This window comes from Priestia sp. ABM2_011 (assembly GCF_056158845.1).
The window spans coordinates 4,641,788-4,665,807 of sequence record NZ_JBSWUB010000001.1 but is presented as its reverse complement, the minus strand read 5'-3'; the positions used below and the strand labels follow the sequence as shown (position 1 = coordinate 4,665,807).

Genomic DNA, 24,020 nt, shown 5'->3' with positions numbered 1-24,020 from the left:
TTCTCTTTTTTATACGTTTAAGTAGAGAAGAAGACCGCAGTCTATTTTTGTATAACTTTACATAGATATAAAATAAAAGCTTGAAAGCACCGAATAAAGGGAAAGTGTACTGAAACCCTGGAAAAATGGTACAAACGTCATATTTTCATGGTTTAGTTATTGGTAATTTTATGATTCGAATAAAGACAAGCAGTTTATCGTTGTGTTTAATAATAAAGCTTTGTATAATGTTTGTATAACTATTGTATAAGATTAGGAGTGTATGTATGCAAAAAAACGTAATCGTGATTGGAGCAGGTCCAGGAGGACTAGCGGCAGCAATGCTGTTAGCAAGTCATGGCTATAAAGTAGATGTATATGAAAAGCAAGGATACGTGGGCGGGCGAAATTCAGCGATTAAAATGTCAGGTTATACGTTTGATATGGGTCCTACATTTTTGAGCATGCCACAGATTTTTGAAGAATTATTTCAAGCTGCTAATCGCAATGCGCATGACTATATGGACTTAAAACGTCTAAATCTCATGTATGAGCTTATCTTTGATGATGCACAGATTCAGATGACGGATAACCATAAAAAGATGAAAGAAGAAATCGAACGTTTATACCCAGGAAACGGGGAAGGCTATGAGCGCTTTATGAAAGACACCGAAGCAAAGATGGCGGCTTTGCTGCCTTTATTGCAAGGGCAGATGGATCGTTTTCATCACTATTTAAAGCCTGAAGCAATTCGAGCACTGCCGCATTTATCCTTAGGTAAAACGCTCTATGATGTACTTGGCAAGTATTTCACTGATGAGAAATTGAAATTAGCTTTTACTTTTCAATCGAAGTACTTGGGAATGTCCCCTTGGGAATGTCCAGGAGCCTTTTCTATTTTATCGTTTATGGAACATGCCTACGGTATCTTCCATCCGATAGGAGGAGTAAATCAGCTATCTCAAGCAATGGCAAAAGTAGTGGAAGAACATCAAGGGCACATCCACTTAAACCAAGGTGTTCAAAAACTATGGATTGAAAATAAGAGAGTAAAAGGAATTATTCTAGAAAATGGAGAGCGAATAGGGGCAGACGACGTCATTATCAATGGAGATTTTGCTCATGCCATGACGAATTTAATAGATGAAGGTACGCTTAAAAAATATGCAGTTAAAAAACTTGAAAAGAAAAAATACTCTTGTTCCACTTTTATGATTTATCTAGGCATAGACAAACAGTACAAAGATCTGCCTCATCACACGATTGTGTTCGCTGAAGATTATAAAAAAAATGTAGAAGAGATCACAAAAACGTTAGCTCTTTCAGAAGACCCTTCCATCTACATTCAAAACCCAAGTGTAACAGACCCAACTTTAGCACCAGAAGGAAAGTCTGCTCTTTATATTTTAGCGCCGGTTCCAAATAATTTCAGCGGTGTAAACTGGGATGAAAAACAAAAAGCTTTTCGAGATGCAGTATTAAAAATTGTAGAAAAGAAAACGGGTTTCAAAGATTTAGAGAGTCATATTGAAGTTGAAAAAATCATTTCACCAAAGCAGTGGGAAGAAGACGTGCTGGTCTATAAAGGAGCGACATTTAACCTTGGACATCAGCTCACTCAAATGATGGTACTGCGTCCGCATAATAAATTTGAAGAATTAGAAAATTGCTGGCTAGTTGGAGGAGGAACTCATCCAGGGAGCGGTCTACCAACTATTCTGGAATCATCCCGCATTACGACAAAGCTCATCTTAAAAAGAGACGGACAATTACTGAATGAGCCGTTTAAAACCATGAAGGAAATGGAGAGTGCATTATGAGAACAGCAATTGTTGGAGGCGGAATAGGCGGTTTAATTACCGCTTTGTTATTAAGCAAACGAGGTTTTTCTGTTGATATTTTCGAAAAAGAAAACAAGCTGGGCGGCCGGCTGGCGTTTGTAGAAAAAGACGGTTATAAAATTGATGAAGGTCCCACGATTGTCTTGCTGCCTTTAATGCTTGAACGTATTTTAGATGAAGCGGGCATTTCTGCTTCTCAATATGAACTAATACGCTGTGATCCACTTTATGATATTCATTTTCCAGACGGTACGACCTATACAAAAAAAGCGACTGAAAAAGATCAGTTAGAGGAGATTAGCCGTTTGTTTCCAGGCGAAGAGCAAAACTACCGGCGTTTTATGACTGAATTAAAAAAGCGATTTGAACTAGGAAGTAATGCATTTTTGGAAAAAACATTTGTAAATAAACGAGATTTTTGGACATGGCAAAACATTAAGGCATTAAAAAAAATGAATGCAAATAAATCAATGAGAAAATTTGTTTCAACGTATTTCCATGATGAACGTCTAGTAGATGCCTACTCGCTGCAATCTCTCTATATTGGAGGGAATCCTTATTCGGCACCAGCTATTTATTCCCTTGTTCCTTACAGTGAGCATGCTCATGGCATCTATTACGTAAAAGGGGGATACGCAAGTCTTGTGCCACTTCTTGAAAAGGCGCTGATAGAGCAAGGTGTAAGCATTCATTTGAATAAGGTGGTTCAAGAGCTTTCTATATCAGGAGACAAGACAGAAGGGGTTATTGTTGACGAAAAACTTCACCCATTTGATCAAGTGATTTTAAATGGCGACTTTCCTAATATGGCGAAAATTGCTCAAAAAAAAGAAAAGAAGTATGTGCCTTCGTCCAGCTGTCTGCTGCTTTATCTTGGTTTGAAGAGAAAATATGATCATCACAATGTGCATCAATACTTTATGGGCAATGATTTGGCTAAACATATGGAAGCAGTGTTTAAGCATAAAACGATTCCTGAAGATCCCGCTATTTATACATTTAATCCCTCTGTTATTGATCCATCCCTAGCTCCCGAAGGAAAAAGTGTGCTATATGCACTTGTACCGGTTCCATCAGGTGGCCACATTGATTGGAGCAATCAGCAAGATTTTGTTGATGGAATCATTCGAACTTTGGAAGAAAAAGGGTTTGGGGAGCTGCGTAAAGAAATAGAATGGGTAAAAGTACGCACGCCAAATGATGCTCAAGCATTTGGACTTTACGAAGGCGGAAGCTTTGGTATTGCTCCTGAGCTGTTTCAGTCAGGCGTATTCAGACCTCAGTACCAGCCGTACGAATATAAAAATGTTTTTGCGGTGGGAGCATCTATACATCCAGGCGGAGGCGTGCCAATTGTTATGCAAGGAGCAAAAATGTTGGCTGATCATCTTATTGAACAATCGTCTATTCAAACGGTTGCAAAGCTCTCTTAAGATCTTGTGAAGCCATAAGGAAATGATGGTTTATCCTTTAATAGAGAAAGGGGTCCTATATGATGAACATTTCGTTAGACAAAGCGTACACTCAGTGTGAAGAAATTATTAAAGAAAACTCAAAAACGTTTTACAAAGCTTTTTCCATGCTGCCGTCAAAACAAAGAAAGGCAGTATGGGCGGTATATGCATTTTGCCGTCAAGTCGATGATATTGTAGATGAAGGAAGTAATCCTGAAATAGAGCTGCAGCAATTCGAAGGAGAATTTGCTCGGTTTAAAAATGGAGAACTATTAAACGAAAGCGCCATGTGGGTAGCTCTGCGCAATGTATTTGAACAATATGAAATGAATGTTCAAGCATTTGACGATATGATTACCGGTCAGCGAATGGATTTAGTAAAAAAAGAATACGATACGCTTGATGAAGTGAAAACATACTCCTATCATGTAGCGAGTACGGTAGGGTTAATGCTTTTACCGATTTTAGCTCCAACTACTCATAAAGAATTAGAAGAAGAAGCAGTTGCGTTAGGCATTGCGATGCAGCTGACCAACATTTTAAGAGACGTGGGGGAAGACTTAGAGCGAGGGCGCATTTATTTACCGAAAGACCTTATGAATTCTTACGGATATACGCGCACGCTATTAGAGAACCGGTGGGTCACTTCTGAATTTATAGAAATGTGGGAGCACCTGGCCAAAGAAGCAGAAATGTATTATATAAAAGGGCTTCAGTCGATTCATAAATATCCCGTGGCTTCTCGTTTACCTCTTACAGGAGCGGCGCATTTATACCGAGCAATTCTTGATAAAATTCGAAAAGAACATTATGAAGTATTTACAGAAAAGCATTTTGTCACAAGTCAAGTGAAAAAGCAAATTATGACATCTATTTCTACGGGGTAACGCAAAGGAGCTACTTTTCCTTTGCGTTACTTTTTTTTGAAAAGATATGAAAGCGTTAACTATTATGTAAATAAGAAAAAAGTCTCATTTTTATCACATATTAACTTGAATATTCAGAAAATTACCTATATGATAATATACATAACATTAAATGTTAATAAAACTAACATGAAAGAGGGGTTACAATGAAAAAAGTGGAAGCTATCATTCGTCCAGAAAAATTTCAAGCACTGCGCGTAAAATTAGAGGAAGTAGGAATAAACGGATTAACAGTCTCAGAAGTGGCAGGCTGCGGTCAGCAAAAAGGAGAGCAGGGACTGTTCAGGGGACAAAGTTTTGAAATCAAACTAGTACCTAAAGTCAAGGTAGAAATGATTTTAGAAGCAGAACAAGTTCATGAAGTCATTAAGATCATTCAATCAATTTGTTCTACGAACCAAATAGGCGACGGAAAGGTTTTTGTCTATCCGGTAGAGGATGCTGTACGAATTAGAACAGGAGAAGCAGGTGTAGAGGCTATTTTATAAAAAGAGAGTGTTATTTTAATAGAGGGGGAGTTAAGCGTTGAAAAAGAAAATTAGTGCGGTTTTGTTTATTAGTTTGTTGGCGGCAACACGCGTTAATGCAGCTGATCCAACTGTCGAATCAGTCAGTGCATCAATTGACATGATGTGGGTAATGTTTGGGGCAGTGCTTGTGTTTTTAATGCACGCAGGGTTTGCGATGGTTGAAACAGGCTTCACTCGTTCGAAAAATTCGCTTAATATCTTAATGAAAAATATGCTAACGGTAGCTGTATCTTCCGTATTGTATTTTGTGATTGGTTTTGCCCTTATGTTTGGAAATTCAAAAGGAGGATTTATCGGTTCAAGCGGTTTCTTTTTAAATGGAGAAAGCGATCAAATGAGCTTTTTCGTCTTCCAAATTGTTTTCGCAGCAACGTGCGCTACGATTATTTCAGGAGCGGTAGCGGAACGTATGAAACTATCCAGCTATATGATGCTCACGATTGCTATGGTAGCTGTGATTTATCCAGTTGTAGGTCACTGGGTATGGGGAGGAGGGTGGTTGTCCAAACTAGGCTTCGTAGATTTTGCAGGATCGACAGTTGTTCATTTGACCGGGGCTCTTGGTGCGGCTGTAGCAGTTACTTTTCTAGGAGCACGTCTTGGAAAGTATGGAAGCGATGGAAAAGTCAATGCTATTCAAGGGCATAACATTCCGCTTGGCGCATTAGGTGTATTTATCCTCTGGTTTGGCTGGTTTGGATTTAATGGAGGAAGTACATTAGCAGCCGATCCTGCTCTTGTCCCGGGAATCATTGCAACAACATTAATGTCTGGGTCATGCGGAGTCCTGTCTTCTGCTTTATACACAAAGTTTCGCTACAAACGTATTGATGCTAGCTTAACATTAAACGGTGCCTTAGCTGGACTTGTAGGGATTACAGCTGGAACAGCAAACGTATCGATCCCGGGCGCGATCGTCATTGGGCTGATTGCAGGAATTATTCTAGTAGAAGCTGTGCATTTTATCGATAGCAAAATGAAGTTAGACGATCCAGTTGGCGCTATTACTGTTCATGGAATTTGCGGTATTTGGGGGACGTTAGCAGTGGGGCTGTTTGATACAGCTAACGGTTTATTTTATGGTGGCGGCGTACAGCTATTAGGTATTCAAGCTCTTGGAATTATAGCTATGATGGGCTGGACAATTGGAACGGTTGGGTTATTCTTATTTGTTCTCACGCGTTTTTCTTCCATTCGAGTATCAAGCGAAGAAGAAATTGCTGGTTTAGATTTTGCTGAACACGGTTCATCCGCATACGAATTTCGTGAAAGTTTTGTAGCGACAGGAGACGGCAATCTTCATCCTGAATTTGGTGTTGGATTGATTGATCGATTAAATAAAGTGGGTAAAGTATCGGATAAACCTCATATATCGAACGTAAATGAGACGATATAGCAGTATATAGATAGAAAAAAGTGATTAAAAGTAAAAACTTTTAATCACTTTTTTTGTTTTTATCAACTTATTTAACAATAATGTAAGCGTTAACGTTATAATGGAAACAAAAGTGAGTTTGAAACAGTTCGTCTATAGGAGGGGAATAGATGAAATGGAAAAGGACAAGTATGCTACTTATACTATTATTGCTTTTTGGAAGCAGCGCCTCAGCGCAAGATCATAAAGATATACGTGATGAGGTGATATACTCATTGATGATTAACCGTTTTTATAACGGAAGTGAACAGAATGATCGAAATGTTAACTATGAACGCTCAGATGCCTATTATGGAGGCGATTTACAGGGAGTAGCACAAAAGTTAGACTATATTCAAGAGATGGGATTTACCGCTGTTTTATTGACTCCTTTTATGGAAAATGATGAGACAGGCTATCATGGATATGCGGTGACCGACCATTATAAAATAGACGATCATTTTGGAACGTTAAAAGACTTACAAAATCTTGTGAAGAAAGCACATGAGCGCAATATAAAAATTATGGTCGAATTTCCTTTGACAATCAGTAACAATCATACCTGGATAGCAGATAAAGGAAAACAAACATGGATAAGTAATGAATCCGGTACGGATAACGAAGTAATTAAAGCATTGCCTCACCTTAACTTAAAAGAAAGCGCCGTGCAGAAATACCTTATTAAAAATGCTGCCTGGTGGAGCAAACAAACAGATATTGACGGATATTACGTTAAAGATATCGATCAAGCTCCTTCTGCATTTATTTCATCTTTTTCTCAGACGTTAAAAAGCATGGATCCTTCCTTTCTATTAATAGGAGAAATAAACGGGCATTCATTAAAAAAAAGTGAGCAGGCTGATTCATTAGGAATGGATTTGCTTGTAGATAGAACGCTAGCCGAAGCCACTGCTGCTACGTTTAGCGGTACTAATCGTCCGCAGAAAATGTTGTATGACAAGTGGGAAAAAGGAAGTAATTTGCCTTTAGCCAATTTTTTAGATGATGTTCATAGCACACGTTTTACAGCAAAAGCATTAAAGAGTGAAAACCATCCTGGAGCCCGAACAAAGCAAGGGCTTTCCTACCTTTATACTTCGCCGAGTGTACCGATCGTTTTTTATGGAACAGAAATTGCGCTGAATGGGGGAAAGGGAGCAGAAAATTATGGCATGATGAATTTTTTAGCTAATCCCGATATTATAGATCATTTAAAAAAACTGGCTGAACTTAGAGCAAAATCGCCTTCTCTTCGAAAAGGAAGCTTTACCCTTGTGTCTGAGCAAAAAGGTGTGGCCGTATACAAGAGAAGGTATAAGGACGAAACGACGTTTGTTGTGATTAATAATACAAAGGAAACGTCGGCCATTAATGTACCGCTTAAAAAAGTTGGAAAAGAAAATGAATTAAGAGGGTTAATAACGGAAGGAATTATACGACCAGTTGACGATGTATACAACATTTCATTGGAGCCTGAGACGACAAATGTATATAAAGTAGTGAAAAATTCAGGGGTTAATATTGGATATATCGCAGCGGTTGCCGCTGTTTATACGGGATTCGGCATCTTTTTGTACAAAGCATCGTCAAAAAGAAGAAAAGAAAAGAAAATTTCTCAATCTCATAAAAAGGACAGCGCGTCGTAGTTGTCAAACTATATTGGATAAGTAGTAATGAAGAAAACATAATTAAGAGGTGGAATTATGGGTGTAACAATAAAAGATGTGGCAAATTTAGCAAATGTAGCTCCTTCGACGGTATCTCGCGTCATTGCAGACAGCTCAAGAATTAGTGAAAAAACAAAACAGCGCGTGCGATCGGCTATGAAAGAACTTGGTTATCACCCAAATATTATTGCGCGAAGTCTAGCAAATCAAACGACAGAGGCAGTCGGCCTAGTGATGCCGAGCTCAGCAGACAAGGTGTTTCAAAATCCATTCTTCCCAGAAGTGCTAAGAGGAATCAGCACCGGAGCTCACGAAAACAAAAGAGCGATTTATATGTCCACTGGAGAAACGGAAGAAGAGATTTTTGCAGAAGTTGTTCAAATGGTACAGGGAAGACGAGTGGATGGATTAATTTTGCTGTACTCCAAAGTTGATGATCAAGTACTTTCTTATTTGCAAGAACAGAGCGTTCCGTTTGTAGTTATTGGAAAGCCGTTTAAGCATAGTGAAAGCATCACGTTTGTTGATAACGACAATTTTAAAGCTGGAAAAGAAGCGACGGAATATTTAATTGAATCTGGTCATGAGCGTATTGCTTTTATTGGTGGAAGTCTTGAATTAGTCGTTACCATTGACCGTTTAACAGGCTATGATAAAGCGATTCAAAAAGCAAACATTCCTTACCGGGATGAGTATGTGATTCATGAAGAATTTCTACAGAAGGGAGGAAAAGAAGCTGTTTGCGAACTTTTATCTCTAAAAGAACGTCCAACGGCTCTAGTAGTAGCAGATGACCTAATGGCATTAGGCGTTTTAAATACATTGGATGAAATGGGAATTTCGGTTCCTGAAGACATCTCTATTGTCAGTTTTAATAATGTCTTAATCGCTGAAATGGCTAGACCAGCTCTTACATCAATTGATATTAATATTTTTGAACTTGGTTATCAGGCTGTAAGCTGCTTGATTAAGCAGATTGAAACGCCATATGCTGTTGCAGAACAAGTGCGCGTTCCTCACAAAATGATTAAAAGACAGTCCTGCAAAACCATTCAAATGACGAAAAGATAACGTAATACACAAATAGAAAGAGGCTGAGACAAAAGTAGTGTAGTTGAAGGAAATCCGAACGAGTTTGATTCTTGATGGAGAATCAAACTCGTTCGGATTTTTTCGTTTTTAGATTGAATTGATTTAGGTATGTCTCAACATCCTCTTTACGCAAAAAAAATTGGCATTTTAAGCGCCAAAAAAATATACATATGCCAATTATTTTTTCTTTTATCAAAAAGAAAGAATGATATTAGTAGTGAAAGCCTTGATGATAAAGAGGCTGTAAAGTTTTATTAAAAGTTGGCACGCTATTTGCATAACTATAAAGTAAACAAAGATTTGCATACTAGGAGGCATATATCATGGTAGTTTCTTATTCTCATGAACCATTTACAAATTTTAAGGACGAAAACAATAAACAGGTATTTCAAGAAGCATTAACATATGTGAATACACAGCTTGGCAAGACGTATCCACTTGTAATCAACGGTGAAAAAGTGGAGACCGAAGAGAAAATTACGTCTGTTAACCCAGCAAACATAAAAGAAGTAATTGGATATGTATCTACAGTAAATAAAGATCTAGCAGAGCAAGCAATACAGTCAGCTCTAAAAGCTTTTGAAACGTGGAAAAAGTGGAAAGTAGAACACCGAGCAGATATTCTTTTCCGCGCAGCGGCCATCATTCGTCGAAGAAAGCATGAATTTTCTAGTTATCTTGTAAAAGAAGCAGGAAAGCCTTGGAACGAAGCAGATGCTGATACAGCAGAAGCAATTGATTTTTTAGAGTACTATGCACGTCAAGTCCTGACATTAAAAGACGGTTCCCCAGTACAGAGCCGAGACGGTGAGTATAATCAGTACAATTATATTCCGCTTGGCGTAGGTATTATTATTTCACCATTTAACTTCCCGTTAGCTATTATGGCTGGAACCGCAGTAGCAGCTATTGTAACCGGAAATACGATTTTATTAAAACCAGCTGATGCCACTCCTGTAGTAGCAGCGAAATTTGTAGAAGTAATGGAAGAAGCAGGATTACCAAAAGGCGTATTAAACTTTATTCCTGGTGCTACACCTGAAATTGGTGACTACTTAGTGGAACATCCAAAAACACGCTTTGTTTCATTTACCGGCTCGCGTGCAGTGGGTTGCCGCATTTACGAAAGAGCAGCAAAAGTACAGCCGGGGCAAAAATGGCTAAAACGTGTTATAGCTGAAATGGGCGGAAAAGACACGGTGGTTGTAGACAAAGATGCTGATCTTGATTTAGCAGCTTCTTCAATCGTATATTCTGCATTTGGTTTTGCAGGGCAAAAGTGCTCCGCAGGTTCTCGTGCTGTTGTGCATCAAGATGTATATGATGAAGTGCTTGAAAAAGCAGTTGCGCTAACAAAAACATTAACTGTTGGCAACCCGGAAGAAGTTTCGACTTATATGGGACCTGTTATTCACGAGGCTTCGTACAATAAAGTATTATCGTATATTGAAATTGGAAAAGAAGAAGGGCGTCTCGTTGCGGGAGGAGAAGCAGACAATTCAACTGGATACTTTATTCAGCCAACTATTTTTGCGGATGTAGATGAAAAAGCTCGTCTCATGCAAGAAGAAATTTTTGGTCCGGTAGTAGCATTCTCTAAAGCGCGAGATTTTGATCATATGATGGAGATTGCAAACAATACAGAATATGCATTAACAGGCGCTTTATTATCAAATAACCGCGAGCATATTGAACGCGCCCGTGAAGAGTTCCATGTTGGAAACCTGTATTTTAACAGAGGATGTACAGGAGCGATTGTAGGATACCAGCCTTTTGGCGGATTTAATATGTCAGGAACGGATTCAAAAGCAGGGGGACCGGATTATCTAGTTCTTCACATGCAAGCAAAAACAACATCTGAAACATTTTAATTGGAAAATAAGGAGGAATAAATATGACAACTGAAACACAAAAAACGGTGAAAATTATTGAGCAAACAGAAAAGTTTGGGGCACATAACTATCATCCGCTGCCGATTGTAATTGAAAAAGCAGAAGGCGTATGGGTACACGATCCAGAAAATAATAAATATATGGATATGCTAAGCGCGTATTCCGCTGTTAACCAAGGACATCGTCATCCGAAAATTATTGAAGCATTAAAACGTCAAGCTGATAAAGTAACGTTAACGTCACGAGCGTTTCATAATGATCAGCTTGGTCCATGGTATGAAAAGATTTGTAAATTAACAAATAAAAATATGGCTCTTCCAATGAATACGGGAGCAGAAGCGGTTGAAACAGCCATTAAAGCTGCACGCCGCTGGGCTTACGATGTGAAAGGTGTTGCTGAAAATCAAGCACAAATCATCGCATGTGTGGGCAACTTCCACGGTCGTACAATGACAGCTGTTTCATTATCATCTGAAGCAGAATATCAACGTGGTTTTGGACCGATGCTTCCAGGACTTCAAACGATTCCTTACGGTGATTTAGAAGCGTTAAAAGCTGCTATTACACCAAATACGGCCGCATTTTTAATTGAGCCAATTCAAGGCGAAGCAGGTATCGTTTTACCTCCAGAAGGCTTCTTAAAAGCTGCAGCTGACTTATGTAAAGAAAACAATGTGCTATTTATTGCTGACGAAATCCAAGTCGGCTTAGCGCGTACAGGCAAGATGTTTGCTTGTGATTGGGAAGACGTAGAACCAGATATGCTGATTTTAGGTAAAGCGCTTGGAGGAGGAGTTTTCCCTATTTCTTGCGTAGTCGCTAACGAAGACATTTTAAGTGTCTTTAACCCTGGCTCTCATGGTTCAACATTTGGAGGAAACCCGCTTGCTTGTGCCGTATCATTAGCTGCTTTGGAAGTAATTGAAGATGAAGAACTTCCAGCGCGTTCATTAGAATTAGGTTCTTATTTCAAGCAGAAGCTCCAAAGCTTAAGCAATCCAGTTATTAAAGAAGTGCGCGGCCGAGGCCTGTTCATCGGGGTAGAATTACACGAAGAGGCTCGTCCTTATTGTGAAAAATTAAAAGACCAAGGTTTGCTTTGTAAAGAAACGCATAGTACGGTTATTCGTTTTGCTCCGCCCCTAACGATTTCAAAAGAAGAGTTGGACTGGGCAATTGAACGAATTGAAAAAGTATTTGCTGAGTAATCGGTTTAAAATAAATAAAAATAGTACGATATGTATATATCGTACTATTTTTGTTCATATGCAGCTAAATAACGTTTTTATTTGATAGGCAGGAGGAATAGAAGTGTATACCCAACTCTCACAGCTAAGCATAGAAGAGCAAGTTGAATGTTTAACAAAAGCGTTAGTGAAAATCAAAAGTATCAATGGGACAAGCGGCGAAGTAAAGATTGCTGATTTCATTAAAAACACGCTTCAAAGTTTTCCTTATTTCAAAGAAAATCCCCTTCACGTTTGGGAACAGAAAATTAATGGCGATACGCTAGGTAGAAAAAATGTATTTGCTTTTATTCAAGGCAGCAAAAAAAATGCTCAAACAATGATTTATCACGCTCACTTAGATACGGTTGGCATTGAAGATTTTGGTCCATTAAAAGACATAGCGTTAGATCCAGAAGAACTTCAGCACTATTTCTCTATGCATAACATTAATGAAGATGTACAGCGAGATGCTCGTTCAGGTGAATGGATGTTTGGAAGAGGAGCCGTTGATATGCAAAGTGGAATTGCTGTACATTTAGCCAATGTGCTGCATTTTACTAAGCATCGAGATCAATTAGAAGGAAACGTCCTTTTTATGGTCAACCCAGATGAGGAAAGTCAGCATGCTGGAATTATTTCTGCTGTTTCTGAACTGAACCGTTTGAAAAAAGAGAAAAATCTTTCATATGTAGCAGCGATTAATACCGACTTTATTACACCTCTTTACGATGGAGATTCCACGCGCTATATTTATACAGGAGCCGCTGGGAAACTGCTTCCATGTTTTTATATTTACGGAAGGGAGGTACACGTAGGAGATACGCTTGCTGGTATAGATCCTAATTTGATTGCATCTGAGATTACGGGAAGCATCCATAACAATATTAATCTAGCTGAAAATATTGAAGGAGAGCTGGTACTGCCACCTTCCTGTCTGTATCAACGAGATAATAAAGAGGCTTATAATGTGCAAACCGCCGTAAGCAGTCATTTGTATTTTAACTATTTCATCTATGAACGAACGGCAAAAGAAGTGATGAGTCAATTAATTGGATTATCAATCGAAGCATGTGAAAAAGTAGAGAAAAAACTTTCTGATTATTACGAACTTTTTGCGCGAAGAACGAATTTACCAAAGCGAAACTTGTCTTGGAAAGTGGATGTTGTGAGTTTGGAAGATTATCTGGAAGAATTGGATCAAAAAGGGATAAATGCTCAGGCTTGTATTGAACGAGCTTTCGAACAGTATGCGCATTTAGAACTTAGAACAAGGTGCTTTAAAGTAATTGAAGAACTTCAAAAGTTAGATCCGCATCAAAGTCCGCGCGTAATTGTCTTTTTTGCACCGCCTTATTTGCCTCATAATCACTTGAAGAAAGACGAAAGCAGAGATCAGCAGCTTCTTTATCCTTTACAAGCGGCTGTGGAGAAGGTTGGAAAACAGACGGGAGAGACGTTTCAGTTTAAAAATTTTTTTCCCTACCTAGCGGATGGCAGCTTTTTATCTCTTCATGAGACAGATGAGGAAATCGATGCTTTTACACGTAACTTTCCGGGGTGGGGGATTGCAGGGGCGATTCCTTTCCGTGAAATTCGAGAGTTAAATATTCCGTCCATCAATATAGGAGTATATGGGAAAGACGGACATAAGTGGACAGAGCGAGTGTATAAGCCTTATTCGTTCGGCGTCCTTCCTAAGCTGATTCAAGAAACAACTGTTCAGATGCTAAAAAGTAAGCATGCTTGTACAAACCACATATAAGAAAATGAAGAATGGAGGTACCGATGAATAGACATACAGAACAAAACCAATTACAGAGAACAATGAAAAGCAGACATTTATTTATGATTGCGTTAGGAGGCGTGATTGGAACAGGCCTATTTTTAGGTTCGGGTTTTACTATTAGCCAGGCAGGGCCGGGAGGAGCCATTCTTGCTTATATAATAGGCGGCTTCCTCATGTACTTAGTTATGCTTTGTTTAGGAGAGCTAGCGGTAGCAATGCCGGTTTCAGGTTCCTTTCAAGAATACGCTACAAGGTTTTTAGGACCTTCTACAGGCTTTATGATTGGATGGCTGTACTGGTTCAGCTGGGCAAATACGACAGGGCTTGAATTTACGTCAGCAGGAATTTTAATGCAGAGGTGGTTTCCTGATGTACCTATATGGTCATGGTGCTTGATTTTTGGCGTCATTACGTTTTTAATTAACGCTCTTTCTGCTCGAAGCTATGCTGAAACTGAGTTTTGGTTTTCGAGTATTAAAGTTACGGCTATTATTCTATTTATTTTAATTGGAGGAGCTGCTGTTTTTGGTTTTATTGATTTTAAAGGAGGAGAACCCGCACCGTTTCTTTCACATTTTACCCAAGGCGCAGGTCTTTTTCCAAATGGAATACTGGCAGTTTTATTGACTTTAGTAACGGTTAACTTTTCGTTTCAAGGAACGGAGCTTGTCGGCATTGCAGCAGGAGAAAGTGAAAGTCCTGAGAAAACGTTGCCGAGATTTATTCGAAACGTCATTTGGAGAACGCTGTTTTTCTTTGTGTTAGCTATGTTTGTTTTAGTCTCTATTCTGCCATACAAAACAGCGGGAGTTATTGAAAGTCCGTTTGTTGCCGTATTAGATCAAATTGGAATTCCCTATGCAGCGGATATCATGAACTTTGTCATTTTAACAGCTGTGTTATCCGTGGCGAACTCTGGGGTCTACGCTGCTTCCCGTATGCTTTGGTCATTGTCAAACAGCAATATGGGGCCAAAACCTTTAAAGAAATTATCTTCAAAAGGTGTTCCAATTAACGCGTTAATTGTGACGATGATTATTTCGGGATGCTCGCTGATTACAAGCGTCGTGGCTGCTGAAACCGTATATCTTTGGTTTATTTCGATTTCAGGAATGGTGACCATTATTGTTTGGATGTCCATTTGTGCCTCTCAATTTATGTTCCGCCGTCGTTTTTTAGCGGAAGGAGGAGATGTAAAGGAATTGAAATTTAAAACGCCCCTTTATCCGTTCGTTCCTATTCTAGGTTTTTGTTTGTATGGACTTGTATTAATCAGCTTAATTTTTATTCCGGATCAACGAATTGGTCTTTACTGCGGGGTCCCTTTAATTATTGTACTCTACGTGTATTATCACGTAGGAATCAAGAAAAATATTAATCAAAAACAATCGGATTCACCGGTTTATAAAGCAAAATAAAAAAGAAGTGCACTGTGCACTTCTTTTTTATTTAGAGCGGATGTCTAATCGTTTCATACGATACTGCAAGCTTTGTCTAGTCAGCCCTAGTATCTTAGCACTTTTTGAGATGTTGTGGCTGTGTTGTTCAAGCGTTTGTTTAATACATTCTGCTTCGAACGCTAACAGCTGTTCCTTTAAAGGAAGAGGAGGGTGAAAAGCGCTTGGATAAGAGGGTGCTTCACCGCTTGTTTTATCTTCAAAATGTTCATGCTGCTTTAGCTGGAACTTTGTTCTGTATTGAAAAGGAAGGTGAGAATAGTGAATAACATCTTCATCCATCACCAAGTTCATTGCACCTTCAATAATGTGTTCTAATTCCCGTACGTTTCCTGGCCAGTCATAAGAGAGAAAAGAAGACATGACTTGGTGATCTACGGTTTTTACATTCATCTGAAACAAATCATTGTATTTTTTGATGAAAAACTTTGTTAATTCAATAATATCTTCTTTTCGTTCACGAAGAGGAGGAATAAAAAGCGTCACGACGCCAAGTCGATAATATAAGTCTTTACGTAATCGATTTTCTGCAATCGCATCGATTGGGTCTTCATTCATGTTCGCGATGACTCGAACGTTCACCGGTTTGTCTACTGTATCCCCAATTCTTCGTACGGTTTTTTCTTGCAGTACTCGAAGAAGCTTAGCCTGCAGATTTGGATTCAACGAGTTGATTTCATCTAGCAGTAATGTGCCTCCTTGCGCTTGTTCGAAAAGACCAGGATTATCCATTGCACCTGTAAAAGCTCCGCGTTTCGTACCGAACAAAAGGCTTTCAATTAAATTATCCGGTAGCGCAGCGCAGTTTTGTGAAATAAAAGGAGCGGAAGAGCGGCTGCTGCCATTATGTATGCTTTGGGCAAACAGTTCTTTCCCCGTGCCTGTTTCTCCAATAATTAAGACATAAGAAGGAGTTCTAGTGGCGCGCTTAGCGTCTTCAATAACATCGTGAACGGCTTGACTGCTTCCGATGATGCTATCAAACGTAAAGCGTGTGTTTCCTTTTTGCCTAATGTTTTGCCGGATTAGACGCTCTAGTTTCGTCACGTCTTGAGCAATTTCAACCGCTCCTTGAATGACACCGTTTTTTAAAATAGGGAAGGTATTATTAATCGTCGTGATTTCTTGTCCTTGATTGTTGAAATACGTTTGTTTGACGTTAACCGTTTCTTTTCCTTTTTGCAGCGCCTGTACAAGCGTGCTTTGCTGATTTTCTTTGAACATAAACACATCTAACAAGTTTTTATGTAAAACGTCTTGTTCATCCATCAGCTCCATCTTTGTCATCTTTTCATTGTAAATAATGGTTTTTCCTGTTTCATCGACCGCATGGATACCGGCATCGACTTTATTTAAAATGGTTTCATATATATGTTTAAGAGTGCTTAATGTATCGGTCATTCAAATACTCTCCTTTAGCGGTGTTCATATCTCTATTTAAACAAAAATAGCTGAATTCTGATAGTGTTTCCATAGAAAAATAAATGAATGACCGAAGAGAAATGTTATCCGTTTACAATGGATCCTCCATTAATGTGAAGGACTTGCCCGGACATATAAGAAGAATCAGAGCTTGCCAAATATACATAGGCCGCTCCGAGCTCAGAAGGCTGTCCTGCTCGTTTCATAGGTGTGTTAGACCCAAATGTTGCAACTTGCTGTTCGTCGAACGTAGACGGAATAAGAGGTGTCCAGATGGGTCCTGGAGCTACGCCGTTTACACGAATGCCTTTTGTTGCGAGCGAAGCTGACAAAGAACGTGTGAAAGCCACGATAGCACCCTTGGTTGAAGAGTAGTCAATCAGCTGGTCATGCCCATGATAGGCTGTCACAGACGTTGTATTAATAATAGCGCTTCCTTGTTTTAAATGAGGCAATGCAGCTTTGGTCAAATGGAAAATTGAAAAAATATTCGTTTGAAACGTACGGGTAAGCTGTTCAGTCGTGATATCCGTAATACTTTTTTGAGGGTGCTGTTCAGCTGCATTATTGACTAAGATGTCTATTTTTCCGAAAGTCTGAATGGCCTTTGAGATGACTTCTTGACAAAAATGTTCATCTCCTATGTCACCAGCAAGCAACAAACAAGAAGCTCCCATTCGTTCAACTTGTTTTTTAGTTTCATTTGCATCATCGTGTTCATTAAGATAGGTTACAACAACGTTTGCACCTTCTTTCGCATAATGGTAAGCGACAGAACGCCCAATTCCGCTGTCTCCTCCTGTGATAACGGCTACTTTGTTCTGTAATTTTCCGCTTGCCTTATAGTCTGGAGCGATAGAGGTAGGGATTGGATGCATATCTTTCTCAATACCTGGCTGAGTTTGCTGATGCTGAGGAGGGAAGTTTTGTTTTTGATTTTGATTCATTAGTATACACTCCTTAATTAATATGAGTATGTAAGCGTATACTAGTATTTGTTAAGAGAGTGTATCTATGCATAGGGATAAGCCTAAACGGATAAAAAAGGCTTTGAAAGAAAAAATGAATGCCAGGGGCATCCATTTTTAGCGGTAATTAATAAATTGTACGTCAATAGGTAAATCAGCGCTGCGAATAGCTGAAATAATTTGCTGCAGGTCATCACGATTTTTACCGCTTACGCGAAGCTGATCATCTTGAATTTGGCTTTTTACTTTTAAACCGGTATTTTTAATAATTGTATTTAGCTTTTTAGCGTTGTCTTTGTCGATACCTTGAATTAACTTAGCGCGCTGTCTAACCGTTCCTCCAGAAGCATTTTCAATTTTACCGTAGGAGATATTGCGTGTAGGTACGCCGCGTTTGATGAGCTTAGAAATCAGCACGTCTTTTAACTGTTCAAGCTTAAATTCATCATCAGAAATAAGAACAAGCTCTTCGTTTTCAAGCGAGATTTCGCTTTTACTGCCTTTAAAATCGTAGCGGGTTTTAATTTCTTTTGTTGCCATGGTAATGCCGTTTGTTACCTCTGATAAATCAACTTGTGACACAACGTCAAATGAACTATCTTTAGCCATAATAACCTCCATATGTAAAGAGTTTGTTCTTTTATTATAAATAAAACACAAACTGTATACAACTGATATTGAATAGAGAGCCGGTAATTGATACAATACAAGTTATGCTTTTTGTTGTAAGCTATAGAAGCAGCTTTTTAACAAAACGTATGCATTTAAGTTAATTTGAACTTTAGAATGCTGTTTGATGCAAAGTGAGAAGGTATGTGGTGAAGGAACAATCACTACTAATTTATATAAAGGATGGATAGAACGATGAATGTAGAAGCTGGGATGAAAGCGTATTTAACAGTAAACCGGGAAACGCCGATTGGTTATATGTTAGCAGAAGGCGAAGAAGAAATTTTGCTACATAAAAATGAAACAACAAGAGAGCTTGCTGAAGGGGAAGAAGTAGAAGTTTTTCTATACCTTGATCAGCATGATCGCTTAACGGCAACGATGCACTTACCCCTTGTTGAAGAAGGTGTCTATGAGTGGGTTGAAGTCGTAGATGTTAATCCGGGTTTAGGCGTGTTTGTAAATATCGGCATGAATAAAGATATGTTAATTGGTTCAACAGACTTACCTGCGCTAGAAGAGCTGTGGCCAGAAGTTGGAAACAAAGTTTACTGTACGATGAAGATTTCAAAGCGCGGTAAGATGTACGGGAAAATTGCTACAGACGATGTGATGAAAGCAATGGCTTTAGATGCTCCACCTGAACTTTTTAATCGTGAAGTGAGCGGATATATCTATCGCGTCCTGCGCGTAGGTTCATTTATTATGACAGATGAAGGATATGTTGGATTTATTCACGAAAGCGAAAGACGTAAAGAACCGAAGCTTGGTACGCATGTAACTGGCCGCGTCATTAATGTAAAAGAAGATGGAACGCTAAACGTATCGCTTCTTCCGCGCAAACAAGAAAGCATGGATGAAGATGCACAAGTACTATACGATTACATGGAAAGCCGCGGTGGCGTTATGCCATTTTGGGATAAAAGCTATCCAGAAGATATTCGTGAGCGCTTTAATATGAGTAAAGCTGCGTTCAAACGTGCGCTTGGTAAACTGATGAAAGAAGGAAAAGTTTATCAAGAAGAAGGATGGACATATTTTAAAAAAGAAGAAAACTAAAAGGAGAAGCCGCTGAAAATTCAGCGGCTTATTTTTATAAGTGATCAGTTTTTTTAGAAAATGAATGTTTTCCAAGCTCACGGTTGTGCTTAGCTTGCAGATTCTTTTCGTGAAGCTTTGCGTTATTATCTTTTGCTTTTTTATCGTTATCGCTCGTTTTTGGCATTGTGATACACCCCTTTTTGATCGTACCTTTAGAATGCCCTGACCTCTTTAAATTATTCGATGGTTTCGTTCAAAAAGAAGACTGCAATCGTCCCTGGGCCAGAATGAGAACCTATGGCTGCACCAATAATATTAATAATAAAATGTTTGGTGCCAAAACGTTCTTGGATCATCTCTTTCAGCTGAAGAGCTGTTTCTAAATCATCTCCATGGCTAATTCCAATGGTTTGAGAAGAGAGATTTTTTCCTCGCTCTTCCATCACGTCAAGCATGCGTTTAAATACTTTTTTACGGCCGCGGATTTTTTCGATTGGAATCAATTTTCCATCTTCCACATGAAGCAGCGGCTTAATATTAAGCAGACCTCCTACAAAAGCAGAAGCTTTGCTCACGCGGCCTCCTTGAGCAAGAAAATCCAAGTCATCAACCGTAAAAATATGCTCCATATGCAGAGCGTATTGCTTTATTTTTTCTGTCATTTCTACTAGCGAGAGGTTTTGGTGTAATAATTGTGCTGCATAATAAGTAACTACTCCCTGGCCAAGAGATGCACATTTCGTATCGATTATTTCTAATTGGAAATCGGGATACTTTTCTAGGAGTTCTTCTCGAATCATCATTGCTGTTTGATATGTACCGGACAATTCCGAAGAAAAAGCTAAATAAATACACGAATCACCTGATTTAGCTATGTTCTCAAAGACTTCATACATAGTAGTTGGAGCCGCTTGAGACGTTTTCGGCATCTTGCCTTTACGGATGGCTTCGTAGACAGAAGCTGGTTCAATCGTTTGTAGATCTAAAAATTCTTGATTATCCAAGCTTACGCGAAGCGGTAAAAAGCCAACGTTATTTTCTTGAAAAAAGGATAAAGGCAAATCGCTTGCACTATCGGTTAAAAGTTTAATTGACATAAATGTCACCTTCCTAATTGCATTTATAAAATATGAAATGAGTTTGATGTATAAACATTGAAAAGCGTTATATACGACATAGTATTAGTGTATAAGCACTTGGAGGAAAATACAATTTTTGAATAAGTTTTTTTAATTCTGCCAAATCGTACATACTATATGTACTAACTATTTTAAAGATGCTGACTTTATTCATTTTATAAATGGGTATAAGGAAGTAAGAAGTTTTAAAAAGCGGAGGTCGGTCATTTGAATATGTGGCTTGAAACAAAAAAAGCGATAGTCGTCTTAGTAGGAGCATTATTGAATGCGCTTGCGCTCAACTTGTTTTTGATACCTGCTAATGTATATTCGAGCGGCTTTACGGGAGTAGCACAGCTTGTTTCGAGTATCGTGACAGATTACACTCCTTTTACTATTTCCACTGGAGTGCTGCTGTTGTTGTTAAATATTCCTGTAACTATTTTAGGGTGGAAAAAAGTGGGGAAGTCATTTACTGTTTACAGTTTTATCAGCGTTGCTGCAACAACTTTGTTTCTTGGAATTATTCCTATTCAAGCACTTTCTAAGGACATCATCCTTAATGCAGTTTTTGGAGGCGTTATTTTAGCGGTAGGGGTAGGAATTACGTTAAAATTTGGAGCTTCAACTGGTGGGCTCGATATCATTGCCCTGATTTTGTCCCGAGTAAAAGACCGACCAATTGGCACTTATATGTTCATATTAAATGCAATTATTATTGTGCTAGCAGGTCTTTTATATGGTGCTGAGAAGTCACTTTATACGCTTGTGACGCTTTATACGACCACTCGCGTCATTGATGTTATTCATACGCGTCATGTCAAACTCACAGCAATGATCGTAACGAAAAAAGGAGTGGAGCTAAGAAAGGCGATTCATGCCAAACTCGTGCGAGGGATTACGGCGGTACCGGCTAAAGGAGGCTTCACAAACGAAGATAAAGAAATGCTAATGATTGTTTTAACTAGGTATGAATTATTTGACTTGGAACGAGTAATTAAAGAGGTGGATCCTAAGGCATTTACTAATATCGTTCAAACAACGGGAATCTTTGGTTTGTTTCGCAAAGATTAAAAAGAGTCCAGGTATTCATTACCTAGACTCTTTTTTATTAATGTGTGCCTTTTAAGTCATTAGAAAGTTCTTGAAGCTGAGCTTGTTCTTCAGGAGAAGCATTTTGCTGCGCATGAGACAGCATATCAGCTGCAATGTTTTCATCAGAAGCTGCAGACGTATGAGCCTGAGACGTTTGATGATTTTGACCAGCAGCTCCCAATGTATTCTGAAGCTGTTGAAGCTGAGCTTGTTCTTCAGGAGAAGCGCTTTGCTGTGCATGAGACAGCATATCAGCTGCCACGTTTTCACTAGACGTGTGAGCTTCACCGTGAGCGTGAGACTGACCGCCTTCTAAAGTGCTTTGAAGCTGTTCAAGCTGGCTCTTTTCTTCAGGAGAAGCATTTTGCTGTGCATGAGACAATATATCAGCTGCCACGCTTTCACTGGACGTGTGAGCTTCACCGTGAGCGTGAGACTGACCGCCTTCTAAAGTGCTTTGAAGCTGTTCAAGCTGTGCCTTCTCTTCGGAAGAAGCATTCTGAACGATATGAGACAGCGTATCGGACGTAATGTCTGCGCTTTTCTCTTTTGAATGTGATTCTCCATCTGTATCATACGCTTGATGCAATGAGTTTTGGAATTGCTTCAGCTGCTCTTGCTCCTCAGGAGAAGCGTTAGAAGCAATACTATTTAATACGCCTTCTGAAATATCAAGTTCACCGTTGCCATGCTTTTGACGATGAAGCTGATCTTCTGAATGGCCGGATACTGCGTTTCGAATCGCATCTTTTACTTGACCAAAAAGTGAATTTTTCATAAGTTACTGTCCTCCATGAGGAGTTTGGCGCTGGTGAGCTTGAAATGCTTCTGCCTCCGCCATAGTCATATGATAAGGAATTCGTTCATCATGTTTTTGAACTGCGTCTGCACCTTGTTTCACAAAACGTTTTGATCGATTGCCTCTGCCCATCATAAATTCCTCCTCGTAATATAAATAAAACCGACACCTTAAGAAGTGTCGGTTATAGTGTGTGCTAAATAAAAAAAATGATAGCGATAAAAATTTACCTTGCTTTTCAAAAAAAGCTAAGTTATAAATTTAACGTTTTTTCCAAATAATAAGCAATACCATCATTTTCATTCGATTTTGTTACTTCACGCGCTAGCTGCTTTAATTCGCTAATACCATTTTCCATGGCGATACCGTGTCCTGCAAATTTAATCATTTCAAAATCATTGTCTTCATCTCCAAACGCAATAATTCGTTCGCGAGGAATTTGATAATGATTAGCTACGCGCTCAAGACCTACAGCTTTATTAAGTCCTTTTTTTACAATTTCAACGACATGCCAAGGTGCTCCCCAGCGTCTATGTTCTAGTACTTCTGCATGAACATCTGAAAGGTGAGAGCGTATATCTTGTACATGTTCTTCATCTGCGTGAATTAAAATAGACGTTGGATCGTGCTGCAGCGTATGACGCAAATCACCCGTTTGTAATTTAGGATCCCCTAGGCTGAGTACATCCATTAATTTTCGATCTTCAAAATGAAGATACACATCATCTTGTACTTCTGCCATGATATTGTTGATGCGATAGTCTTGCATAGCTGTCACAATGTCATGAACAGTTCGGCGATTTAAAGGTTCGTGATGCGTGCCAAAATCAGGCTGAAGGGGATGATGGACAAGCGCTCCGTTAAAGTTTACGATAGGCGTGGATAAATCTAATTCGCTGTAATACATAGCACTGGAACGATAAGGTCTTCCAGTTGCAATCATTACAATATGTCCGTCTTGTTTGGCTTTTTCTAATACCCGTTTTGTTTTAGGTGAAATGGTTTTTTCATTCGTTAACAATGTTCCATCCAGATCTAAGGCGATTAAGTGTTGATCGTTTCTCATATAGGGCTCCTTTTAAATTGAAGTAGTTATACGATTATATTGAATTCTACTAATATTCATGCTTGTATTCCCATATTTTACACAACTTTTCCTTATGAGCAAAGCAGAACGATTGACATGCAAAAGTTGTCTTGTTACGGTGTAAGACATAGTTATTGATTGCTTACGATAAATTGTTTAAGGGTATATTTAATACGTGAAGATAATTACGGAAGTAAAAGAAAGGAGAATGAATATGGATAAACAGTTAGAAGATAAAATCATGGAATCACTAGAAGAAGTAATTGATCCAGAGCTTGGCGTTGATATCGTAAATTTAGGCTTAGTTTACGGGGTGGAAATGGAAGAAAACAACACGGTTATCGTGACGATGACGTTAACTTCTATTGGGTGCCCGCTAGCGGGTGTGATTGGCGAACAAGTGAAAAAACAATTAATTTCTCTTGAAGAAGTAGAAAATGTAGAAGTGAATATCACATTTAACCCGCCATGGGATAAAGATCGCATGACGCGCTACGCTAAAATTGCATTAGGTGTTCAATAAGAAAAAAAGCCATCAACGATGGCTTTTTTTC

Annotated in this window: 22 protein-coding genes; 14 read left to right on the top strand and 8 right to left on the bottom strand. The window is 38.9% G+C overall.

The features are described from left to right. Positions 1-266: 266 nt before the first annotated feature. From ACXAE4_RS24525 to ACXAE4_RS24475, 11 genes are all read left to right on the top strand, one after another. Positions 267-1,799 (top strand): phytoene desaturase family protein, encoded by a 1,533-nt coding sequence (locus ACXAE4_RS24525; protein ID WP_034267744.1) that lies wholly within the window; start codon positions 267-269, stop codon positions 1,797-1,799. Further along, positions 1,796-3,253: a phytoene desaturase family protein gene (locus ACXAE4_RS24520; RefSeq protein ID WP_028412406.1), complete on the top strand. Its 1,458-nt coding sequence runs from the start codon at positions 1,796-1,798 to the stop codon at positions 3,251-3,253. The genes ACXAE4_RS24525 and ACXAE4_RS24520 overlap by 4 nt, the downstream gene beginning before the upstream one ends. Positions 3,254-3,312: 59 nt before the next feature. Next, positions 3,313-4,161, top strand: a complete 849-nt coding sequence (locus tag ACXAE4_RS24515; protein WP_034267741.1) for a phytoene/squalene synthase family protein — start codon at positions 3,313-3,315, stop codon at positions 4,159-4,161. Positions 4,162-4,346: 185 nt separating this feature from the next. Next, positions 4,347-4,688, top strand: coding sequence for a P-II family nitrogen regulator (locus ACXAE4_RS24510; protein WP_098113552.1), 342 nt, complete (start codon positions 4,347-4,349; stop codon positions 4,686-4,688). 37 nt (positions 4,689-4,725) lie between these two features. Continuing rightward, positions 4,726-6,126 carry an ammonium transporter gene (locus tag ACXAE4_RS24505; protein WP_475237131.1) on the top strand — a complete coding sequence of 467 codons (1,401 nt, stop codon included), beginning with the start codon at positions 4,726-4,728 and terminating at the stop codon, positions 6,124-6,126. A gap of 149 nt (positions 6,127-6,275) precedes the next feature. Then, entirely contained in the window at positions 6,276-7,790 is a 1,515-nt protein-coding gene (locus tag ACXAE4_RS24500; protein WP_098113550.1) for an alpha-amylase family glycosyl hydrolase, read from the top strand. A 57-nt stretch (positions 7,791-7,847) separates the two neighbouring features. Further along, the gene (locus ACXAE4_RS24495) at positions 7,848-8,882 is read left to right on the top strand and encodes a LacI family DNA-binding transcriptional regulator (RefSeq protein WP_028412401.1); all 1,035 of its coding nucleotides are present in this window, start codon (positions 7,848-7,850) and stop codon (positions 8,880-8,882) included. A gap of 344 nt (positions 8,883-9,226) precedes the next feature. Next, entirely contained in the window at positions 9,227-10,774 is a 1,548-nt protein-coding gene (gene pruA / locus ACXAE4_RS24490) for an L-glutamate gamma-semialdehyde dehydrogenase (RefSeq protein ID WP_098113549.1), read from the top strand. Between the two features lie 23 nt (positions 10,775-10,797). Further along, positions 10,798-12,003 carry an ornithine--oxo-acid transaminase gene (locus ACXAE4_RS24485; protein WP_098113548.1) on the top strand — a complete coding sequence of 402 codons (1,206 nt, stop codon included), beginning with the start codon at positions 10,798-10,800 and terminating at the stop codon, positions 12,001-12,003. Between the two features lie 103 nt (positions 12,004-12,106). Next, positions 12,107-13,786 carry a M20/M25/M40 family metallo-hydrolase gene (locus ACXAE4_RS24480; protein WP_098625746.1) on the top strand — a complete coding sequence of 560 codons (1,680 nt, stop codon included), beginning with the start codon at positions 12,107-12,109 and terminating at the stop codon, positions 13,784-13,786. Positions 13,787-13,809: 23 nt separating this feature from the next. Continuing rightward, complete coding sequence (locus tag ACXAE4_RS24475; RefSeq protein WP_475237128.1) at positions 13,810-15,228, top strand: amino acid permease; 1,419 nt, start codon at positions 13,810-13,812, stop codon at positions 15,226-15,228. 27 nt (positions 15,229-15,255) lie between these two features. On the opposite strand, the gene ACXAE4_RS24470 is transcribed toward ACXAE4_RS24475, so the two are convergent. The 3 genes from ACXAE4_RS24470 to ACXAE4_RS24460 all read right to left on the bottom strand — a co-directional run bounded on the left by ACXAE4_RS24470 (position 15,256) and on the right by ACXAE4_RS24460 (position 18,266). Next, positions 15,256-16,668, bottom strand: a complete 1,413-nt coding sequence (locus tag ACXAE4_RS24470) for a sigma-54 interaction domain-containing protein (protein WP_098113545.1) — start codon at positions 16,666-16,668, stop codon at positions 15,256-15,258. 104 nt (positions 16,669-16,772) lie between these two features. Next, entirely contained in the window at positions 16,773-17,636 is an 864-nt protein-coding gene (locus ACXAE4_RS24465) for an SDR family oxidoreductase (protein ID WP_014461619.1), read from the bottom strand. A gap of 138 nt (positions 17,637-17,774) precedes the next feature. Beyond that, a complete protein-coding gene (locus ACXAE4_RS24460) occupies positions 17,775-18,266 on the bottom strand; it encodes a YajQ family cyclic di-GMP-binding protein (RefSeq protein ID WP_014461618.1) in 492 nt (163 codons plus the stop codon). Between the two features lie 255 nt (positions 18,267-18,521). On the opposite strand from ACXAE4_RS24460, the gene ACXAE4_RS24455 reads away from it, so the two are divergent. Continuing rightward, positions 18,522-19,385 carry a CvfB family protein gene (locus ACXAE4_RS24455; RefSeq protein WP_028412394.1) on the top strand — a complete coding sequence of 288 codons (864 nt, stop codon included), beginning with the start codon at positions 18,522-18,524 and terminating at the stop codon, positions 19,383-19,385. A 34-nt stretch (positions 19,386-19,419) separates the two neighbouring features. Here the strand turns inward: ACXAE4_RS24455 and ACXAE4_RS24450 are convergent, their stop codons facing one another. Both ACXAE4_RS24450 and ACXAE4_RS24445 read right to left on the bottom strand, forming a co-directional pair. Continuing rightward, on the bottom strand, positions 19,420-19,551 hold the full coding sequence (locus tag ACXAE4_RS24450; RefSeq protein ID WP_013055378.1) for a DUF3941 domain-containing protein: 132 nt from the start codon (positions 19,549-19,551) through the stop codon (positions 19,420-19,422). Between the two features lie 52 nt (positions 19,552-19,603). Next, complete coding sequence (locus ACXAE4_RS24445) at positions 19,604-20,464, bottom strand: DegV family protein (RefSeq protein WP_028412393.1); 861 nt, start codon at positions 20,462-20,464, stop codon at positions 19,604-19,606. Between the two features lie 255 nt (positions 20,465-20,719). Between ACXAE4_RS24445 and ACXAE4_RS24440 the strand changes: the two genes are divergently transcribed. Further along, positions 20,720-21,559 carry a YitT family protein gene (locus ACXAE4_RS24440; protein ID WP_025749916.1) on the top strand — a complete coding sequence of 280 codons (840 nt, stop codon included), beginning with the start codon at positions 20,720-20,722 and terminating at the stop codon, positions 21,557-21,559. 37 nt (positions 21,560-21,596) lie between these two features. Here ACXAE4_RS24440 and ACXAE4_RS24435 read toward each other — a convergent pair whose 3' ends face one another. The 3 genes from ACXAE4_RS24435 to ACXAE4_RS24425 form a co-directional block, all read right to left on the bottom strand. After that, positions 21,597-22,358 carry a DUF3813 family protein gene (locus ACXAE4_RS24435; RefSeq protein ID WP_028412392.1) on the bottom strand — a complete coding sequence of 254 codons (762 nt, stop codon included), beginning with the start codon at positions 22,356-22,358 and terminating at the stop codon, positions 21,597-21,599. A gap of 3 nt (positions 22,359-22,361) precedes the next feature. Beyond that, on the bottom strand, positions 22,362-22,511 hold the full coding sequence (locus tag ACXAE4_RS24430) for a hypothetical protein (RefSeq protein WP_162200718.1): 150 nt from the start codon (positions 22,509-22,511) through the stop codon (positions 22,362-22,364). 121 nt (positions 22,512-22,632) lie between these two features. Next, complete coding sequence (locus ACXAE4_RS24425; protein WP_028412391.1) at positions 22,633-23,445, bottom strand: Cof-type HAD-IIB family hydrolase; 813 nt, start codon at positions 23,443-23,445, stop codon at positions 22,633-22,635. Positions 23,446-23,680: 235 nt separating this feature from the next. Here ACXAE4_RS24425 and ACXAE4_RS24420 point away from each other — a divergent pair, with 235 nt between their 5' ends. After that, positions 23,681-23,989 carry a metal-sulfur cluster assembly factor gene (locus tag ACXAE4_RS24420; RefSeq protein ID WP_013055384.1) on the top strand — a complete coding sequence of 103 codons (309 nt, stop codon included), beginning with the start codon at positions 23,681-23,683 and terminating at the stop codon, positions 23,987-23,989. Positions 23,990-24,020: the final 31 nt, after the last annotated feature.

What these genes read in the sequence shown, in the direction of transcription:
- ACXAE4_RS24495 (WP_028412401.1), top strand. Translation starts at nt 7,848, where the DNA reads ATGGGTGTAACAATAAAAGATGTGGCAAATTTAGCAAATGTAGCTCCT.
- pruA (WP_098113549.1), top strand. Translation starts at nt 9,227, where the DNA reads ATGGTAGTTTCTTATTCTCATGAACCATTTACAAATTTTAAGGACGAA.
- ACXAE4_RS24450 (WP_013055378.1), bottom strand. Translation starts at nt 19,551, where the DNA reads ATGCCAAAAACGAGCGATAACGATAAAAAAGCAAAAGATAATAACGCA.
- ACXAE4_RS24500 (WP_098113550.1), top strand. Translation starts at nt 6,276, where the DNA reads ATGAAATGGAAAAGGACAAGTATGCTACTTATACTATTATTGCTTTTT.
- ACXAE4_RS24440 (WP_025749916.1), top strand. Translation starts at nt 20,720, where the DNA reads ATGTGGCTTGAAACAAAAAAAGCGATAGTCGTCTTAGTAGGAGCATTA.
- ACXAE4_RS24420 (WP_013055384.1), top strand. Translation starts at nt 23,681, where the DNA reads ATGGATAAACAGTTAGAAGATAAAATCATGGAATCACTAGAAGAAGTA.
- ACXAE4_RS24515 (WP_034267741.1), top strand. Translation starts at nt 3,313, where the DNA reads ATGATGAACATTTCGTTAGACAAAGCGTACACTCAGTGTGAAGAAATT.
- ACXAE4_RS24430 (WP_162200718.1), bottom strand. Translation starts at nt 22,511, where the DNA reads ATGGGCAGAGGCAATCGATCAAAACGTTTTGTGAAACAAGGTGCAGAC.
- ACXAE4_RS24460 (WP_014461618.1), bottom strand. Translation starts at nt 18,266, where the DNA reads ATGGCTAAAGATAGTTCATTTGACGTTGTGTCACAAGTTGATTTATCA.
- ACXAE4_RS24435 (WP_028412392.1), bottom strand. Translation starts at nt 22,358, where the DNA reads ATGAAAAATTCACTTTTTGGTCAAGTAAAAGATGCGATTCGAAACGCA.
- ACXAE4_RS24425 (WP_028412391.1), bottom strand. Translation starts at nt 23,445, where the DNA reads ATGAGAAACGATCAACACTTAATCGCCTTAGATCTGGATGGAACATTG.
- ACXAE4_RS24520 (WP_028412406.1), top strand. Translation starts at nt 1,796, where the DNA reads ATGAGAACAGCAATTGTTGGAGGCGGAATAGGCGGTTTAATTACCGCT.
- ACXAE4_RS24475 (WP_475237128.1), top strand. Translation starts at nt 13,810, where the DNA reads ATGAATAGACATACAGAACAAAACCAATTACAGAGAACAATGAAAAGC.
- ACXAE4_RS24465 (WP_014461619.1), bottom strand. Translation starts at nt 17,636, where the DNA reads ATGAATCAAAATCAAAAACAAAACTTCCCTCCTCAGCATCAGCAAACT.
- ACXAE4_RS24485 (WP_098113548.1), top strand. Translation starts at nt 10,798, where the DNA reads ATGACAACTGAAACACAAAAAACGGTGAAAATTATTGAGCAAACAGAA.
- ACXAE4_RS24455 (WP_028412394.1), top strand. Translation starts at nt 18,522, where the DNA reads ATGAATGTAGAAGCTGGGATGAAAGCGTATTTAACAGTAAACCGGGAA.
- ACXAE4_RS24445 (WP_028412393.1), bottom strand. Translation starts at nt 20,464, where the DNA reads ATGTCAATTAAACTTTTAACCGATAGTGCAAGCGATTTGCCTTTATCC.
- ACXAE4_RS24470 (WP_098113545.1), bottom strand. Translation starts at nt 16,668, where the DNA reads ATGACCGATACATTAAGCACTCTTAAACATATATATGAAACCATTTTA.
- ACXAE4_RS24510 (WP_098113552.1), top strand. Translation starts at nt 4,347, where the DNA reads ATGAAAAAAGTGGAAGCTATCATTCGTCCAGAAAAATTTCAAGCACTG.
- ACXAE4_RS24525 (WP_034267744.1), top strand. Translation starts at nt 267, where the DNA reads ATGCAAAAAAACGTAATCGTGATTGGAGCAGGTCCAGGAGGACTAGCG.